This is a genomic window from Arthrobacter sp. P1_C12_2, from assembly GCF_056406415.1.
This window is the reverse complement of record NZ_JBFUAF010000015.1, coordinates 42,511-58,814: the sequence shown is the minus strand read 5'-3', so window position 1 is coordinate 58,814 and position 16,304 is coordinate 42,511. Positions and strand designations below refer to the sequence as shown.

Sequence of the window (16,304 nt, the reverse complement as noted above, 5' to 3'; positions counted from 1 at the left end):
CTGGAAGGACCCTTTGTCTGTGGTGCAGGTTGTTGCGCTGCCGCTATTCGACGACGAGCAGCAGATCCCCGCCCTGGACCTGTTCGATCGCGCCGACGGCGAGTCGCGCCACCGTTCCTGCCACCGGCGTCGTGATGGACGCCTCCATCTTCATGGCCTCGATGGTGGCCACCGTGTCGCCGGCTTTGACGGTGTCCCCGGTCTTGACGGTCAGCGTGACGGCACCGGCGAACGGCGAGGCCACCTGGCCCGGCTGGGAGGCGTCGGCGCGTTCGGCGGCCTTGACGTTGCTCACCACTGAACGGTCGCGGACCACCACGGGCCGGGACTGGCCGTTGAGCGTGCACATGACCGTGCGCATGCCCTTCTCGTCCGGCTCGGAGACGGCCTCGAGCGAGGCGATCAGGTGGACGCCCTTTTCGAGCTCGATCTCGTGCTCCGCGCCGCGCTGCAGCCCGAAGAGGTAGTCGCGCGTGTCCAGCACCGAAAGGTTGCCGTAGGACTCGACGCTCTTCTGGTAGTCCTTGGTGGGACCGGCGAAGAGCAGGCGGTTAAGGGTGCCCCGCCGGGTCTTGGAATCGCCGTTGAGCGCGGCGCTGTCCTCGGCGCTGAGCTCGACGTCGCGGACCTTGACGGTGCGGCCCTGCAGCGCCTTGGTCCGGAAGGGCTCCGGCCAGCCGCCGGGCGGGTCACCGAGCTCGCCGGAGAGGAAGCCGATCACGGAATCGGGCACGTCGTACTTCTGCGGGTTCTCGTTGAAGTCCGCGGGATCGGCATTGAGGCCCACCAGGTGCAGGGCGAGATCGCCCACCACCTTGGACGACGGCGTCACCTTCACCAGGCGGCCGAGGATCCGGTCCGCCGCGGTGTACATGTCCTCGATCGCCTCGAAACGCTCACCCAGGCCCAGCGCCATCGCCTGCTGGCGCAGGTTGGACAGCTGCCCGCCCGGAATCTCGTGCTGGTAAACCCGGCCCGTGGGCCCCGGCAGTCCGGACTCGAACGGCGCATAGACCCGGCGGACGGCCTCCCAGTACGGCTCGAGGGCACAGACGTTCGCGAGGCTGAGGCCGGTGTCGCGCGGCGTGTGCGCCAGTGCGGCGACGAGGGCCGAGGCCGAGGGCTGGCTGGTGGTTCCGGCCAGGGAGGCCGAGGCCACGTCCACGGCKTCCACGCCGGCATCCACGGCCGCGAGGAGTGTGGCCAGCTGGCCACCTGCCGTGTCGTGGGTGTGCAGGTGGACGGGGAGGTCGAACCGCTCCCTCAGCGCCGAAACCAGGCGTGCCGCGGCTGCCGGACGCAGCAGCCCGGCCATGTCCTTGATCGCGAGAATGTGCGCCCCGGCGTCGACGATCTTTTGCGCCAGCTCCAGGTAGTAATCCAGGGTGTAGAGCGTTTCCTCCGGATCCAGCATGTCCGCGGTGTAGCAGAGGGCGACCTCGGCGACGGCGGTACCGGTCTCGCGAACGGCCCGGATGGCCGGGGCCATCTGGTTGACGTCGTTGAGGGCATCGAAGATGCGGAAGATGTCGATGCCCGTGGCGGCGGCCTCGTTGACGAACGCGACCGTGACCTCTTCCGGGTAGGGCGTGTAGCCGACGGTGTTGCGGCCGCGGAGCAGCATCTGCAGGCAGAGGTTCGGCATCGCCTTGCGCAGGGCGGCAAGCCGGTCCCACGGGTCTTCGCCGAGGAAGCGCAGGGCGACGTCATAGGTCGCCCCGCCCCAGGCCTCGACCGAGAGCAGCTCCGGGAGCAGCTTGGACTCGGCCGGACCGGCCGCCACAAGGTCGCGGGTGCGCACACGGGTGGCGAGCAGGGACTGGTGCGCGTCGCGGAAGGTGGTGTCCGTGACGGCCACGGCGTTCTGCGCGCGCAGGGCGCGGGCAAATCCTTCCGGGCCGAGCTCCAGGAGCCGCTGGCGGGACCCCGGCCGGGCGTCGGCGTCATCGAGGGCCGGAAGCTTGTCCGCCGGGTCCGTGTGGACCTTGAGTTCGCCGTTGGGCTTGTTGACCGTGACGTCGGCAAGCCAGGTCAGCAGCTTGGTGCCGCGGTCTGCCGAGACCCGTGCCCTCAGCAGCTCGGGCCGTTCGTCAATGAACGAGGTGGCCACATCCCCGGCGACGAAGTCGGGATCGTCCAGTACGGCCTGCAGGAAGGAGATGTTGGTGGACACGCCGCGGATGCGGAACTCGGCGAGGGCGCGGCGGGCCCGGGCCACGGCGGCCGGGTAGTTGCGTCCGCGGCAGGTCAGCTTGACCAGCATGGAGTCGAAGTGCGGACTGATCTCCGCGCCCGAGTAGACGGTGCCGCCGTCGAGCCGGACACCGGCGCCGCCGGCCGAGCGGTAGCCGGTGATCTTGCCGACGTCGGGCCGGAAGCCGTTGGCCGGGTCCTCCGTGGTGATGCGGCACTGCAGGGCGGCGCCCTTGAGCTGGACGCTCTCCTGGGACAGGCCCAGGTCCGCGAGCGTCTCACCGGCGGCGATGCGCAGCTGCGCCTGGACGAGGTCGACGTCGGTGACTTCCTCAGTGACCGTGTGCTCAACCTGGATGCGCGGGTTCATTTCGATGAACACGTGCTGGCCGGCGCGCTCCCCCACCGTGTCGACAAGGAATTCGACGGTACCGGCGTTGACGTAGTTCAGCGCCTTCGCGAACTTCACGGCGTCGCGGTACAGCGCCTGCCGGATGCCTTCGTCGAGGTTCGGGGCCGGCGCGATCTCCACCACTTTCTGGTGGCGGCGCTGGATGGAGCAGTCACGCTCGAAGAGGTGCATGATGTTGCCCTCGGCATCGGCCAGGATCTGGACCTCGATGTGGCGCGGGCGCAGGACGGCCTGTTCCAGGAACATGGTGGGGTCGCCGAACGCGGCGTCGGCTTCGCGCATGGCGGCCTGCAGGGCGTCCGGAAGCGCCTCGCGGGTGTCCACACGGCGCATGCCGCGCCCGCCGCCACCGGCGACGGCCTTGGCGAAGATAGGGAAGCCGATCTCATCCGCGGCGGCGATCAGTTCGTCCAGATCCTTCGACGGCTGGCTCGACTTGAGTACCGGAACGCCGGCCTTGCGGGCGGCTTCGAGAGCGGCAACCTTGTTGCCCGCAAGTTCCAGGACCTCCGCCGGCGGGCCGACGAACGTGATGCCGGCCTTCTTCGCGGCCCGTGCCAGGCGCGGGTTCTCGGAGAGGAAACCGTAACCGGGGTAAATGGCGTCCGCCCCGGACTCCTTGGCTACGCGCACCACCTCATCAACGTCCAGGTACGCCCGGACCGGGTGTCCCTCCTCGCCGATCAGATACGCCTCATCGGCCTTCTGGCGGTGAATGGAGTTGCGGTCCTCGTGGGGAAACACAGCGACAGTCTTGGCACCCAGCTCGTAGCTCGCGCGGAAAGCGCGAATAGCGATTTCGCCGCGGTTGGCCACCAGAATCTTAGAAAACATACTTCTCCTGCTTCATCGCGGGCGTATCGGTAAGTGCTCACAGTGTCTAGGACCTGTGCGGGCAAACACAAATCATTGTGGCGACTGTCACAGCATTATCCGTCACGGACGCCGCGATGGGCAGGGCCCGGGCCTTGGAGCTTTCCCCGCCCGTCCGGTTGGCGAGGTTCTGGCGCCCCACGACGGATGAAACGGGTTTCGCCGGAGCATCAACATATGATGAGTGGGTGGGTGGCGCATGCACGCCCCGGCTCCGAAGAACGCAGGAGCCGGCACGACCCCGTCTCGGCAACCGGCGTTAGGTATTGGTTTTTCAAGTGCAAGTAGTGAGCATCAGCAGCCTCAAAGGCGGTGTCGGCAAGACATCCGTGACCACCGGACTGGCGTCGGCGGCATTGGCCGCCGGCATCCCCACCCTCGTCGTCGACCTTGACCCGCACGCTGACGCCAGCACGGCGCTGGGCGTGAGCCCTGACGACCAGCTCGATATCGGCAGGATGCTGAGGTCGCCCCGGCGGGCACATCTGGCGGACAACGTGGTTCCCAGCGGCTGGGTGGAACACGCCAGGATCAACGGCCGCGGGAGTGCCAACGGCCGCGCCAATGGCACTAGACAGTCCGGCGCGGCAACGTCCGTCCTGGACGTGGCGGTGGGCTCTGCCTACACCGGCATCTACGACCGGCCCGACCTGGGCCGGCGCGATCTCCGCCGGCTCTCCACTGTCCTGGCCGGTGCGGAGAACTATGAACTCGTCCTGGTCGATTGCCCCCCGTCACTCAACGGCCTGACCCGGATGGCGTGGTCCGCAAGCGACAAGGTGACCCTGGTGGCCGAACCCGGGCTCTTCTCGGTGGCCGGCACGGAGCGCACCATGCGCGCCATCCAGCTATTCCGGCAGGAATTCGCCCCCAAACTGTCCCCCGCCGGCATTGTGGCCAACCGGGTGCGCAGCGGCTCGGCCGAGCACACGTTCCGGCTCGCGGAGATGGAATCCATGTTCGGCCAGCTGCTGCTGAGCCCGCACATCCCGGAGCAGGCCAACTGGCAGCAGATCCAGGGCGCGGCCCACTCCATCCACCACTGGCCCGGAGACTCGGCCAAGAATGCGGCAGGGCTCTTCGATGCCCTACTGCAGAACTTGCTGCATCCCCACAACGTGGCCCCGGCCGGTACCGTCCGCGACCGCAGCCTGCGTTAGCCAGGGACTGTCGTACACCCCCTAAACGAACTGAGTGCCCAACGAACTGAGGGCTCAACGAACTGAGGCCGCCTTCCCTGTCCGGGAGGCGGCCTCAGTGTTGTCTGTAAGTGTGGGCGCTAGCCGATCTTGCGGGCGGCTCGGCGCTTGCTTAGCTCGTCGTCGGGAAAGGACTGGTCCGCGGCGTGTTCGCTGGGAAGGGCTGCGAGACTTCCTTCAACTTCGCGCCATACACGGCCGACGGCGATGCCGAACACCCCCTGGCCGCCCTGGACGAGATCGATAACTTCATCCGCCGACGTGCACTCGTAGACGCTTGCGCCGTCGCTCATGAGCGTGATCTGGGCGAGGTCTTCGACGCCGCGCTCCCGCAGGTGCTCGACGGCGGTGCGGATCTGCTGCAGGGAGACGCCGGTGTCCAGGAGCCGTTTGACCACCTTGAGCACCAGGATGTCGCGGAAGCCGTAGAGCCGCTGCGAGCCGGAGCCGGCCGCGCCGCGGACGGCGGGTTCTACGAGTCCGGTGCGTGCCCAGTAGTCCAGCTGGCGGTAGGTGATGCCGGCCGCCTTGCAGGCGGTCGGGCCGCGGTAGCCCGCGTCCTCGTCCAGAACGGGAAGATCCTCGGTGAACAGCAGGCCTTGGGCACCGCTGGCGGGCACAGCAACGCCGGCCGTTGCGGCCTGCTTCAGCTCGCCTGCTTCGCCTTTCGGACTCACGTGGACCCTCCTTGTCGTGGGTTCCCCTGGGTAAGTTGCATCGGCAGCAATATATATGAATGGCTGCAGGACACAGGATGATGATTCCATCCGTGTAATTCAGCCGGGGCTGCACTTTCCAGTGTGACTTGCGCGGCTACCGTATGCAATGGGAACTTGTACCTCCGACGTTAGGCCTGCCGGGGCCCAAGGTCAAAGACGTTGGGGCTATTCCGAGGGCGTGTCGAAAGTTTCATCCTGGACTTTAACGTTTGGCGCCGCCACAGCCGTCCCGGGCGTTTCAGAAACCTCAGCAGCCACAGGCGCACCAGCAAGCCCGGCAGCTACCGCGGCTCCGGTTGCCAGGGTCGGCTCAGCCGCCGAAGTCTTCGGGTTCGACGTCGTCGAGGAACTCGCGGAAGCGCCGCAGTTCGCCTTCCTCGTCTACCGCAGGTCCGGGGTGAGTGTCCTCGCCTTCGTCGTGTTCGGTGATCCGAACGCCGGCTTCGTCCATGACGGCGTCGGCGCACCAGATCCGGCACTTGGCGCGCAGGGCAAGGGCCAAGCCATCCGAGGCCCGGGAGCTCACGGTGGTTCCGTTCTCGAACTGCAGCTGCCCGTAGAATATGTTGTCCTCCACCGCCACGATATTGACGCTGACGATCGTGTGGCCAAGGGCCTCAACAACGTCCACCAGGAGGTCGTGGGTCATCGGCCGGGGCGGAATGACTCCCTGCTGGGCCAAGGCGATGGCGCTGGCCTCCGGGGTCCCAATCCAGATCGGCACGTGGCGCTCACCATGGATTTCCTTGAGCAGGACCAGCGGCTGGTTGGAGGGCAACTCAATCCGCACGCCGACAATCTCCACCTCAATCATCAGATGTCCATCCTTGAGATGCGGTCGTGGACCAGCGCCTGGTGTAAGGACAGGCAGAGGTCGCTGATTTCCCGGGCCGCCTCGGCGGCGCGGGCGTGGGAGGCTGCGTCCTTGCGGGAGGTCAGGGTGGCCACGGCACGCTCCACGAGCCCGAATTCGCGGTCGGCGGCCGCCTGGAACGGCCGCAGATGGCGAGGTTCCAGGCCATGGCCTTCCAGCTGGACGCAGGCCCGCGCCACCTGCAGGGCGTGTTCGTCGAACTTGCCGTTGACGTGCCCGATCAGCCCGTAACTCAGGAGGGATTCCAGCAGCGGGACGCTTGCCCCGGACTCGGCGCGGAGCTGCTCCTCGCTGAGCCGGCGCGCCCGGCTCTGCAGCTCGGAGGCGAGCTCCTCGGAGACGATCCGCGGGGACAACGTGACACCTGCCGGCAGGTTCTCCGGCCGCTCGCCACGGTCGATCGCATCAAGGTAGTCCTTGATGACCTTCAGCGGCAGGTACTGGTCACGCTGGAGTGACAGGACGAACCGCAGCCGTTCGACGTCGTTCTCGGAATACTGGCGGTAGCCGGCAGGCGTCCGCTGCGGATTGATGAGTCCCTTTTCTTCAAGGAACCGGATTTTTGACGCGGTCATGCTGGGGAAGTCGTCGCTCAGTTGAGCCAGGACTTCCCCGATGTTCAGAACCTGGGGTCCGCGCCGATCCACATGTGCCGTGGCCACAGGCAACTACCCCGGAATCAGACGTTGCCTGCTGCGCGGGCAGGGCTGAGGTAGAAGGTGAGGCGGAACTTGCCGATCTGGACCTCGTTGCCGGACTTCAGTTCCACCGAATCCACGCGGTCGTGGTTGACGTAGGTGCCGTTCAGGCTGCCGGTGTCCACAACCTCGAAGCTGCGCGCGGTGCGGCGGAATTCAACGTGCCTGCGGGAGACGGTGACGTCGTCGAGGAAGATGTCGGCGTCCGGGTGGCGGCCCGCCGTCGTGACGTCGGAGTCCAGCAGGAACCGCGCACCGGCGTTGGGGCCGCTGTGCGCCACGAGCAGGGCCGATCCGAAGGGAAGGGCCTCGACAGCTACCCGTTCCTCGGTCGAGAGCTTCGGCGTGAAATCGGGTTCGTCGCGCACCGGAGTGAGGTTGATCGACGTGGTCTCCGAAGCCTTCACTCCACCCGTGCCGTAACCGTCACCGGTGTCGTTCCGTTCGTGCCCAAACATTGAGTCCTCCTCATTCGTTGCAGGTGTCCCCCCTGCAAACAACGCATGCCGTCCGGAAAAGCCTCGCAGTCCCGGTAATGAGGCCTTTCGGCGGGGCGCGGCTTTGTTTTGTTATCCCAACAACACTCTCCGGCGACCCCGGCCCGAATGACCTCTGTCTTTAGCCTACCTGCTGTTCATACTCGGATGCACTGAGCAGGGACTCGATCGCGTCGGCTTCCGCGAGCTTGATTTCGATCAGCCAGCCCTCACCGTACGGATCGGAGTTAATCAGGGCAGAATCGGTGTCCAGCGCCTCGTTCCGGGCCACGACCTCGCCCGTCACCGGGGCGTAAATGTCGCTGACGCTTTTGGTGGATTCGACCTCGCCGACCACATCGTTGGCCTTGATGATGGTCCCAACCTCGGGCATCTGGGCGTACACGACATCCCCGAGGGCGTCCTGGGCAAAATCGGTGATGCCCACGCGCACAACCCCGTCGGCATTGGGGGCCGAAACCCATTCGTGTTCTGCGGTGTAGGACAGGTCTTCGGGAATGATGCTCATGACGGGCCTTTCATCGGGTCAATCACCTAGGCGGCGGCAGTCGTTTGTTCTAGCCGCCGCTGAAAGTATAGGCATATCTGGCATGGGCCCGGGAGGCATCTGCGAAGATGGTGCGATGGCAGAAGATGCGCCGCTGAAGGCCAGCAACGTCAATTTCCGGGACGCCGGGACCCGCCGGACGCGCCAGGGCTAGGCCATGCCTGAGCTTCCGGAGGTTGCGGCCCTGACGGACTTTCTGGACGAGCACCTGCGCGGAGCAGTTGTGACGAAAATCCAGCCGGTCTCCTTCGCCGTGCTCAAGACGGCAGACCCTCCCTACTCCGGCCTCCAGGGCAGGGCGGTCACCGCGGTGCGCCGGTTCGGCAAGTTCGTCAGCATGGAAGCCGACGGGCTGTATTTTGTCTTCCACCTGGCGCGGGCCGGCTGGGTCCGCTTCACTGACTCCCCCACAGACGCACAGCTGAAAATGGGCAAGGGTCACATCGCACTGCGGCTGACGTTCTCGGGCGCTTCCGGCCCGGTGGGCATGGACCTGACCGAGGCGGGCACGAAAAAGAGCCTGGCGGTCTATGTGGTCCGCGACCCGCACGATGTACCCGGCATCGCGGCGCTCGGACCGGATCCGTTCAGTCCGGACTTCGACGTCGACGCCTTGGCTGGGATTCTCGGTTCCAGTTCCCAGCAGATCAAGGGCGTCCTGAGGAGCCAGGGCATCATCGCCGGGATCGGCAATGCGTACAGTGACGAGATCCTCCACGCCGCCAGGACTTCGCCGTTCGCTATCGCCAAGTCCCTGGACCTGACGGACGTGCAGCGCCTCTACGACGCCATCCACACCATTTTGGGAACGGCGGTGGCGGAAGCCAGGGGCAAGCCGCCCAACGAACTCAAGGACACCAAGCGGAGCCACATGAGGGTCCACGGCCGGACCGGCGAAACGTGTCCGGTGTGCGGGGACACAGTCCGGGAAGTTTCCTTTGCTGACTCCGCCCTGCAGTACTGCCCGACGTGCCAGACGAAGGGAAAGATCCTGGCCGACCGCCGGACGTCGCGCTTCCTAAAATAGCCGCTTCGTAAAACAGGCGCTTCCTGAAATAGACGCTTCCTGAATCGGGCGCCGGCATCGAAATCCCTTGCACTGGCGCCTCCCAGCGAACACGATACAAGGACACCTTTCAACGGCGCCTGAGGGAGTTGTCTCAACGATGCGAATGCTGATTATGGGTCCCCCGGGGTGCGGCAAGGGCACCCAGGCCGAACGTTTGTCCCGGCGTCTGGGAATCACCGTGGTGTCCACCGGAGAGGTTTTCCGCGACCATGTGAAGAACCTGACGCCGCTGGGCCAGGAAGTCATTGTGCATCTGGACGCGGGCGATTTGGTGCCCGACGCCCTGACAAACCGTGTGGTGCGTGAGCGCCTGAACCAGAACGACGTCAGAGTCGGGTTCCTCTTGGACGGGTATCCCCGAAACACGGCGCAGCTGGCTGAACTCGACGTCATCCTTGCCGCCAACGGGCAAGAGCTGGACGTTGCAGTCCAACTGACGGTCGACGACGCGGAACTCGTCCGCCGACTGCTCCACCGCGCCACCATGACCGGGCGCAGCGACGATACCGAGGACGTCATCCGGCACCGTTTGGAGCTCTACCACCACGAGACTGAGCCGGTGGCCTCAGCCTACTCACAGCGCGGGATCCTCCTCAGCGTCGACGGCACGGGAAGCGAGGATGAGATCTTCAGCAGACTGCTTGCCGCACTCCGCGCGTCCTTCCCCGCGGCCATACCCGATGCCACCACTGCCACCGGCTAACAGCAAAAGCCCCCCGCGATTTCAGGGAAGTCCGGGAAACAGAAAACCCCGCCATTCCTTCATCAGGAATGGCGGGGTTTCAGCTGTTGGTCGGGCTGACAGGATTTGAACCTGCGACCCCTTGACCCCCAGTCAAGTGCGCTACCAAGCTGCGCTACAGCCCGCTGGTTCCACCGTTCTCCGCCCGGAAGTCCTCCCGGATTCGCTCCAGGTTTTCTTCCAAGCAGTCCGGCCGAACCACCTCCAAAAGCTTACACGATCCGGGAGGGTGCCTGTGACAATTTCAGGCCATCAGGGCAAGGTGTGTCGGAATTAACGTTTCTTGCCGCGCTTTTCGCGCACACGCATGTTGACCTCGATCGGCGTGCCCTCGAAACCGAAGGTCTCGCGGAGGCGCCGGGTGATGAAGCGGCGGTAGCCCGGGTCCAGGAATCCGGTGGTGAACAGCACGAACTTCGGCGGCCGGCTCGAGGCCTGGGTGCCGAAGAGGATGCGCGGCTGCTTGCCGCCACGGACCGGGTGCGGGTGCGCTGCGACGAGTTCGCCCAGGAACGCGTTGAGGCGTCCGGTGGGGATGCGCTTGTCCCAGTTCTCCAGGGCAATGTCCAGGGCCGGGGTGAGCCGGTCCTTGTGCCAGCCGGTCAAGGCTGAGATGTTCACGCGCGGGGCCCAGGCGACGTGTGCCAGGTCCTGCTCGATTTCGCGTTCCAGGTAGCGGCGGCGCTCGTCGTCGAGGAGGTCCCACTTGTTGAAGGCGAGCACCAGCGCGCGGCCGGATTCGACGGCGAGCTGCAGGATGCGCACATCCTGCTCGCTGAGCACTTCGTCCACGGCGAGGAGCACGACGGCGACCTCGGCCTTTTCGAGCGCGCTCTGCGTGCGCAGGGAGGCGTAGAAGTCCGCACCCTGGGCCATGTGCTGGCGGCGCCGGATGCCGGCGGTGTCCACGAAACGCCAGGTGCGTCCGCCGAGTTCGATGAATTCGTCGACCGGGTCGCGGGTGGTGCCGGCGGTGTTGTCCACCACCACACGTTCGGAACCGGCGAGCTTATTCAGCAGCGAGGACTTGCCGACGTTCGGGCGGCCGATCAGGGCCACGCGGCGGGGTCCGCCGGAGCGCTCGAGGCCTTCAATCAGGGAGTACTCCGGGAGGGTGTCCATGACGTGGTCCAGGAGGTCGGCCACGCCGCGGCCGTGCAGGGCCGAGACGGGGTACGGTTCGCCAAAGCCCAGGCCCCAGAGGGTTGCCGAATCGGCTTCCTGGGCGAAGTCGTCCACCTTGTTGGCCACCATGATGACCGGTTTCTTGGCCTTGCGCAGCATCTTCATGACGCCTTCGTCGGTCGCGGTTGCGCCCACGGCGGAGTCGACGACGAACAGGACGGCGTCGGCGAGTTCCACGGCCATCTCGGCCTGCTCCGCCACACGGGCGTGGATGCCGCGGGCATCGTGTTCCCAGCCGCCGGTGTCCACCACGGTGAAGTTGCGGCCGTTCCAGTTCGCCGAGTACATGACGCGGTCGCGGGTGACGCCGGGGGTGTCCTCGACAACTGCCTCGCGGCGGCCCAGGATCCTGTTGACCAGGGTGGACTTGCCCACGTTGGGCCGGCCGATGATGGCCAGGACCGGATCCAGTTTGACCGGACCGTCAAAGTCCTCGTCGTCGAACTGGCCGCTCAGCAGCGCGGCGTCGTCTTCGTCCAGCTCGTAGTCGTCCAGGCCCGCCCGAAGGGAGGCCGCGCGGAGCTCTGCTTCGTCGTCGTCCAGGGCGGCAAGGTGTTCAGCCACCTGGTCGGTGCCGGTGGGCGTGTATTCGTCTTCGCCGGCGCCAAAGTTGCCGGAGGTTTGAGTCGTATCGCTCATTGCACTTTCCTTAGGTGGTGATCTGCCGGCGTCCCGGCTACTGCTTCATGACGTTCGTGCGGGGATTCCGCGTGGGGCAGGGACTGCCCGGTTCTTAGTACTGAGTCCTGGACATGGCGCGCTAACGCGGCCCGGATTTCGGTTCCCGCCCTGTCCATTGAAACACGCCCGGTCTCACCGGGCCTGCGGCTGACGTTGATGGCCCCGCCAAAGCTGACATGCAGCCGCCGGCGGGGTGCGGGAACCGTGTCCAGGTGTTCGCCGCCGATTCTGGTGCCCAGGATGGCCACGGGAACCACGGTGGCACCGGAGTTGAGCGCCAGCCAGGCGACGCCGTTGTTGATCGCGGCAGCCTCACCGCTCCCCCGGGTCCCTTCGGGCAAAATCCCGACACACCGTCCGGCGGCCAGCAGGCCCCGGGCCGTGGCCAGCGCCGCACGACCCCCGCGGCGGTCGACGGGCAGCTGGCCCGACGCCGCCAGGACCCGGCCGAGGAGCCCGGTGAACATCTCCTGCTTGACGAGGATGTGCATGGGCCGGGGCGAGGCGCCGAACATGACGGGCCCGTCGAGGAAGCTGATGTGGTTGCCCGCGAAGATGACGGGGCCGGCAGCGGGGACGTTGGACCGGCCGGTGACCGAGGTGCGGTAGACGAGGTGGTCCAGGATCCAGCCCACAGGCCGGCTCCACGCCGTCGTCCAGCGCCCGGGCAAGGAGGCGTGCACTGCCGCCGGCCAACCGGCGCGCCCCTCAGTCACCGTGGACGGCCCGGTGCGGGACAGCGGAGTGGTTGACCACGGTGTCCACAATGTCGAGGGCGGCCTGAACCGTCTCGTCAAAGTCCAGTTCGGAGGAGTCAAGGGTGACGACGCCGTCGGCGGCCGTGGTGAAGTTCACCACGGTGGAGTCCTTGGCATCGCGGTGCGTGACCTGGGCTGCCAGTTGCTCGGCATTCTGGCTGCCGCCCAACTGGATGCCGCGGCGGCGCAGCCGGGCTTCCTCGCTGGCGGTCAGCAGCATCCGCACCTCGGCATGGGGCGCGACGACGGTGGTGATGTCCCGGCCCTCGACCACCATGCGGCGGTGGTGCTTTTCGATCAGCTCGCGCTGCCGGCGGATCAGTTCCGTCCGCGCGCCCAGGGTGGTGGCAACGGCGCTGACCGCCGCGGAAATGGCGGGCTCACGGATCGCGAGAGTGACATCGTGCCCGCCGACGCGGACGTACTCCTCCTGCGGGCTTGTGCTGATTTCCAGCGGCAGGGTCTCTGCGGCGGTCTCGACGGCGGCGCCGTCGTCAAGGTCCGTGCCGTTCTGCAGGCAGAACCACGTCAGGGCGCGGTACATTGCGCCGGTGTCGAGGTAGGCCAGTTTCAGCCGGCGGGCCACCTCTTTGCTCACGCTGGATTTGCCGGAGCCGGAGGGGCCGTCGATGGCCACCACAAGGCTTTTTCCGGGGCGGACCACGTCCACCGTCTCGATGAGTTCCTGGGTCATTACTGGAGTACCCGCCATCCACGGTCGTTGAGGGCTTCTATCAAAAGGTCGTGTTTGTTGGGCAGGACGGAAATTTCCACCATGCCCACATTCTGTCCCGAAGAGTGGTCGAGGCGGAGGTCCTCGACGTTGACGCCGATCTCGCCGATCTCGGTCAGCAGCTTCGCGATCTGCCCGGGCGTGTCATCCACCAGCACCGTCAGCCACGAGTAAGCCTGCGGGGGTCCGCCGTGCTTGCCCGGGATCCGGGACTGGCCGGCGTTGCCTTCGCTGATCAGCTGGGCAAGGTCCAGCCGGGCGCCGGGAGCGGTCGGGGCCTCCAGGGTGCCGATCAGCCGGTTGAGGTCCTCGCGGACTCCGTGCAGGATCTCCACCACCTTGTCCGCGTTCGCGCCCAGGATCTGGACCCAGAGCGTGGGATCGCTCGCTGCGATCCGGGTGACATCCCGCAGCCCGTTGCCGGCCAAGGACAGGGCGTGCAGGGGTGTGCCCTGCAGGCGGCTGGCCACGAGCGAGGACATCACCTGCGGCAGGTGTGAGACGAGCGCCACGGCTGCGTCGTGTTCGTCGGCGGCGAATTCGGACACGACGGCGCCGAGATCACCGGCCAGCGCACGCGCCACCCGCAGGGACTCCGGCAGAGTCTCCTCGGCCGGGCACACGACCCACGGCATGGACGTGAACAACTCGCCGCGGGCGGCGACCGGGCCGGATTTCTCGCGCCCGGCCATGGGGTGGGTCCCCACGTAGCGGCCCACGTCAGCACCGCGGTTGCGGAGATCGGCCAGGATCTCTGCCTTCACGCTCGCGATGTCCACCACGACGGCGTGCGGGTAGTCCTGGAGCGCCTTGGCAACCACCTCCGCCGTGACATCCGGCGGGGCGGCCACGACGACGAGCTCCGGCTGGTCCCCGTCGAGGCGCGCCAGCGGCAGGCCGGCGCCGATGTCGACGGCGACGGCCTGGTTGGTCGGCGACGGATCCGAGAGGAACACAGCGACGCCACGCCCCCGCAGCCCCAGCCCGATGCTGGTGCCCAGAAGCCCGGACCCCAGGACGACCACCGGGCCGTTCAGGTGGCCGCGGCCGTGCGTGCGGAAGGCGGACATGCTTACAGCCCCACGGAGGCCAGCAGGTGGCCGACTTCCTGCTTGCCGAGGTTGCGGATGCTGCCCTGGCGCTGGTCGCCGAGCCCGATGGGGCCAACCTTGACGCGCACCAGGCGCAGCACGGGGAAGCCGACGGCGTCGAACAAGCGCCGGACGATCCGGTTCTTGCCCGAGTGGAGCACGACCTCGATCAGCACATGGCCGGGGGTCGAGTCGACGAGCTTGAAGGAGTCCACCGAGGCGATACCGTCCTCGAGCTCGACGCCGCCCTTGAGTTCGGCGCCCACGCCCTGCGGGAAGGGCCCGCGGACCTGCACGAGGTAGGTCTTGGGCACTTCGTAGGACGGGTGCGTCAGGCGGTTGGCGAGCTCGCCGTCGTTCGTCAGGAGCAGCAGCCCTTCCGTGGCGACGTCGAGCCGGCCGACGTGGAACAGGCGTTCGCCGTGGTGGTTGCGGACAAAGTCGCTGATGCACGGGCGGCCGTCCGGGTCCTCCATGGTGGAGACAACGCCCTTGGGCTTGTTGAAGACCATGTAGACCATGTTCTCGTCCAGCTGGATGCGCAGTCCGTCCACGTGGATCACTGCCGTCTTCGGGTCGACGCGCACGCCGAGTTCGGTGACAACCTGGCCGTCGACCTCGACGCGGCCTTCGGCGATCATTTCCTCGCAGACCCGCCGTGAGGCGACGCCGGCCGAGGCCATGACCTTCTGGAGGCGGGTGCCGTCGGCGTCGTGCAGTTCAGACTGGGGCACCTCGGCGCGGGGTCCGCGCTTGCGGGCCGGTTTGCGCACGGGCCCGAGGTTCTGGCCGAAGCGTTCACTGCCGAAGGCGCGGGAACCGGTGGCCTTGGCCGCTCCGGCGCCGACGCGCGGCTTGGGCTTGAGGGCGCCGGGAGTGCCGGGAGCCTTGCCGAAGCCGGGCTTGCGGGCGGCTGCCTTGCGGGCTGCTTCCTTGCCGGAGGGCGCCTTGGACTTCCAGTCAGCGGAAGCCGGGCGGGCAGCCGACGGCGCGCCGTCGGGACCCTGCAGGTCCGGATCGATGAAGGCCTCTTCGCGAGGCTTGGGGTGCTTGAAGGGGCGGTCTCCGCCGCCCTTGAATCCGGCTCCCCCGGCGCGGCTTCCGCCGCCCTGGGCGCCGCGGCCTGAGCCGCCCTTGTAGTCGGCTCCGCCGCTGCGGCCCGAACCGCCCTGTGCGCCGCGGCCTGAGCCCTGCGCTGAGTTTTGTCCGGCACTGTTACGTCCCGAACTGTTACGTGGTGAACCCTGGCGTCCCGCCTGTGTCATGACCCGTCCTTCGTTTGTTGGCCGACGGCCGCTGTCTCCCGACAACACCCGCCGACGGGGCAAAATGTTTCTGCCCTAGTGGATACTCGTGCGCAGGCAGTTGTTCCTGCCTACATTCTTCCAGCGTCGTAAAACTCTTCGATGCCTTCAAGCCCCGGAAGGTGGGGTGAAAGCTGCGGCAATTCCGCCACCGAGCCGATTCCCATTCGCTCCAGGAAATACGACGTCGTGCGGTACAGGATTGCTCCGGATTCAGGATCGGTTCCCGAGTCCTCGATCAGCCCCCGCTGCGTCAGCGTCCGCACGACAGAGTCAACGTTGACTCCTCGAATTGCAGACACCCGCGCCCTAGATACGGGCTGGCGGTAAGCGATGACGGCGAGCGTTTCGAGCGCCGCCTGCGTCAGCCTGGCGGTCTGTCCTTCCAGCACGAATTCGCCAACGATCTCGGCGAATTCAGCGCGGGAATAGATCCGCCAGCCTCCGGCGATATTCCGCAATTCAAAACCCCGGGCGGTGGCGCTGAAGCCGTTGAAACTGGCATCGTCCACATCCGGGGCATTAACAGTATAACCGTTATACTCCCGTTGCAGTTCCTCCAGCAGACCCTCGACGACGTCGACCGTCAGGTTCAGTCCGGCTGCCAGGGCCTGCGCCGTGGCCGGTTCGTCGATCACCATCAGGACGGCTTCGAGGGCCGCGCGGGCGCCCCCCGGCAGGCTCGCGACGTCCGGCCCCGTGTCTGTCCCGGCTTCCAGCCCGGCCTCG

The 16,304-nt window shown here is 66.9% G+C and carries 15 protein-coding genes and 1 tRNA gene; 3 read left to right on the top strand and 13 right to left on the bottom strand.

What is annotated here, in order from left to right; translation table 11 throughout:
- Positions 1 to 43: 43 nt before the first annotated feature.
- Positions 44 to 3,439: a pyruvate carboxylase gene (locus AC1DZQ_RS15820; RefSeq protein ID WP_476964390.1), complete on the bottom strand. Its 3,396-nt coding sequence runs from the start codon at positions 3,437 to 3,439 to the stop codon at positions 44 to 46.
- A gap of 317 nt (positions 3,440 to 3,756) precedes the next feature.
- Between AC1DZQ_RS15820 and AC1DZQ_RS15815 the strand changes: the two genes are divergently transcribed.
- Positions 3,757 to 4,638, top strand: a complete 882-nt coding sequence (locus AC1DZQ_RS15815; RefSeq protein ID WP_476964389.1) for a ParA family protein — start codon at positions 3,757 to 3,759, stop codon at positions 4,636 to 4,638.
- A gap of 119 nt (positions 4,639 to 4,757) precedes the next feature.
- Here AC1DZQ_RS15815 and AC1DZQ_RS15810 read toward each other — a convergent pair whose 3' ends face one another.
- The 5 genes from AC1DZQ_RS15810 to gcvH form a co-directional block, all read right to left on the bottom strand.
- Positions 4,758 to 5,354 carry a MerR family transcriptional regulator gene (locus AC1DZQ_RS15810; protein WP_018772320.1) on the bottom strand — a complete coding sequence of 199 codons (597 nt, stop codon included), beginning with the start codon at positions 5,352 to 5,354 and terminating at the stop codon, positions 4,758 to 4,760.
- Positions 5,355 to 5,706: 352 nt separating this feature from the next.
- Positions 5,707 to 6,210: a bifunctional nuclease family protein gene (locus AC1DZQ_RS15805; protein ID WP_018772319.1), complete on the bottom strand. Its 504-nt coding sequence runs from the start codon at positions 6,208 to 6,210 to the stop codon at positions 5,707 to 5,709.
- Positions 6,210 to 6,932, bottom strand: a complete 723-nt coding sequence (gene ftsR, locus AC1DZQ_RS15800; RefSeq protein WP_476964388.1) for a transcriptional regulator FtsR — start codon at positions 6,930 to 6,932, stop codon at positions 6,210 to 6,212. The genes AC1DZQ_RS15805 and ftsR overlap by 1 nt, the downstream gene beginning before the upstream one ends.
- Positions 6,933 to 6,949: 17 nt before the next feature.
- Positions 6,950 to 7,426 carry an FHA domain-containing protein gene (locus tag AC1DZQ_RS15795; RefSeq protein ID WP_476964387.1) on the bottom strand — a complete coding sequence of 159 codons (477 nt, stop codon included), beginning with the start codon at positions 7,424 to 7,426 and terminating at the stop codon, positions 6,950 to 6,952.
- A gap of 160 nt (positions 7,427 to 7,586) precedes the next feature.
- Positions 7,587 to 7,973 (bottom strand): glycine cleavage system protein GcvH, encoded by a 387-nt coding sequence (gcvH, locus tag AC1DZQ_RS15790; RefSeq protein WP_476964386.1) that lies wholly within the window; start codon positions 7,971 to 7,973, stop codon positions 7,587 to 7,589.
- Positions 7,974 to 8,169: 196 nt separating this feature from the next.
- Between gcvH and AC1DZQ_RS15785 the strand changes: the two genes are divergently transcribed.
- Both AC1DZQ_RS15785 and AC1DZQ_RS15780 read left to right on the top strand, forming a co-directional pair.
- A complete protein-coding gene (locus tag AC1DZQ_RS15785; RefSeq protein ID WP_476964385.1) occupies positions 8,170 to 9,039 on the top strand; it encodes an Fpg/Nei family DNA glycosylase in 870 nt (289 codons plus the stop codon).
- 145 nt (positions 9,040 to 9,184) lie between these two features.
- Positions 9,185 to 9,784: an adenylate kinase gene (locus AC1DZQ_RS15780; RefSeq protein ID WP_476964440.1), complete on the top strand. Its 600-nt coding sequence runs from the start codon at positions 9,185 to 9,187 to the stop codon at positions 9,782 to 9,784.
- 87 nt (positions 9,785 to 9,871) lie between these two features.
- On the opposite strand, the gene AC1DZQ_RS15775 is transcribed toward AC1DZQ_RS15780, so the two are convergent.
- The 7 genes from AC1DZQ_RS15775 to scpB form a co-directional block, all read right to left on the bottom strand.
- A tRNA-Pro gene (locus AC1DZQ_RS15775) sits at positions 9,872 to 9,948 on the bottom strand.
- 148 nt (positions 9,949 to 10,096) lie between these two features.
- On the bottom strand, positions 10,097 to 11,647 hold the full coding sequence (gene der / locus AC1DZQ_RS15770; RefSeq protein ID WP_476964384.1) for a ribosome biogenesis GTPase Der: 1,551 nt from the start codon (positions 11,645 to 11,647) through the stop codon (positions 10,097 to 10,099).
- The gene (locus AC1DZQ_RS15765; RefSeq protein WP_476964383.1) at positions 11,644 to 12,324 is read right to left on the bottom strand and encodes a lysophospholipid acyltransferase family protein; all 681 of its coding nucleotides are present in this window, start codon (positions 12,322 to 12,324) and stop codon (positions 11,644 to 11,646) included. Before AC1DZQ_RS15765 ends, der begins: the two co-directional genes overlap by 4 nt.
- A gap of 73 nt (positions 12,325 to 12,397) precedes the next feature.
- Complete coding sequence (cmk, locus tag AC1DZQ_RS15760) at positions 12,398 to 13,141, bottom strand: (d)CMP kinase (protein WP_476964382.1); 744 nt, start codon at positions 13,139 to 13,141, stop codon at positions 12,398 to 12,400.
- The gene (locus tag AC1DZQ_RS15755; protein WP_476964381.1) at positions 13,141 to 14,250 is read right to left on the bottom strand and encodes a prephenate dehydrogenase; all 1,110 of its coding nucleotides are present in this window, start codon (positions 14,248 to 14,250) and stop codon (positions 13,141 to 13,143) included. Before AC1DZQ_RS15755 ends, cmk begins: the two co-directional genes overlap by 1 nt.
- A gap of 2 nt (positions 14,251 to 14,252) precedes the next feature.
- On the bottom strand, positions 14,253 to 15,536 hold the full coding sequence (locus AC1DZQ_RS15750) for a pseudouridine synthase (RefSeq protein ID WP_476964380.1): 1,284 nt from the start codon (positions 15,534 to 15,536) through the stop codon (positions 14,253 to 14,255).
- A gap of 110 nt (positions 15,537 to 15,646) precedes the next feature.
- Positions 15,647 to 16,294, bottom strand: coding sequence for an SMC-Scp complex subunit ScpB (scpB, locus tag AC1DZQ_RS15745; RefSeq protein WP_476964439.1), 648 nt, complete (start codon positions 16,292 to 16,294; stop codon positions 15,647 to 15,649).
- Positions 16,295 to 16,304 lie beyond the last annotated feature (10 nt).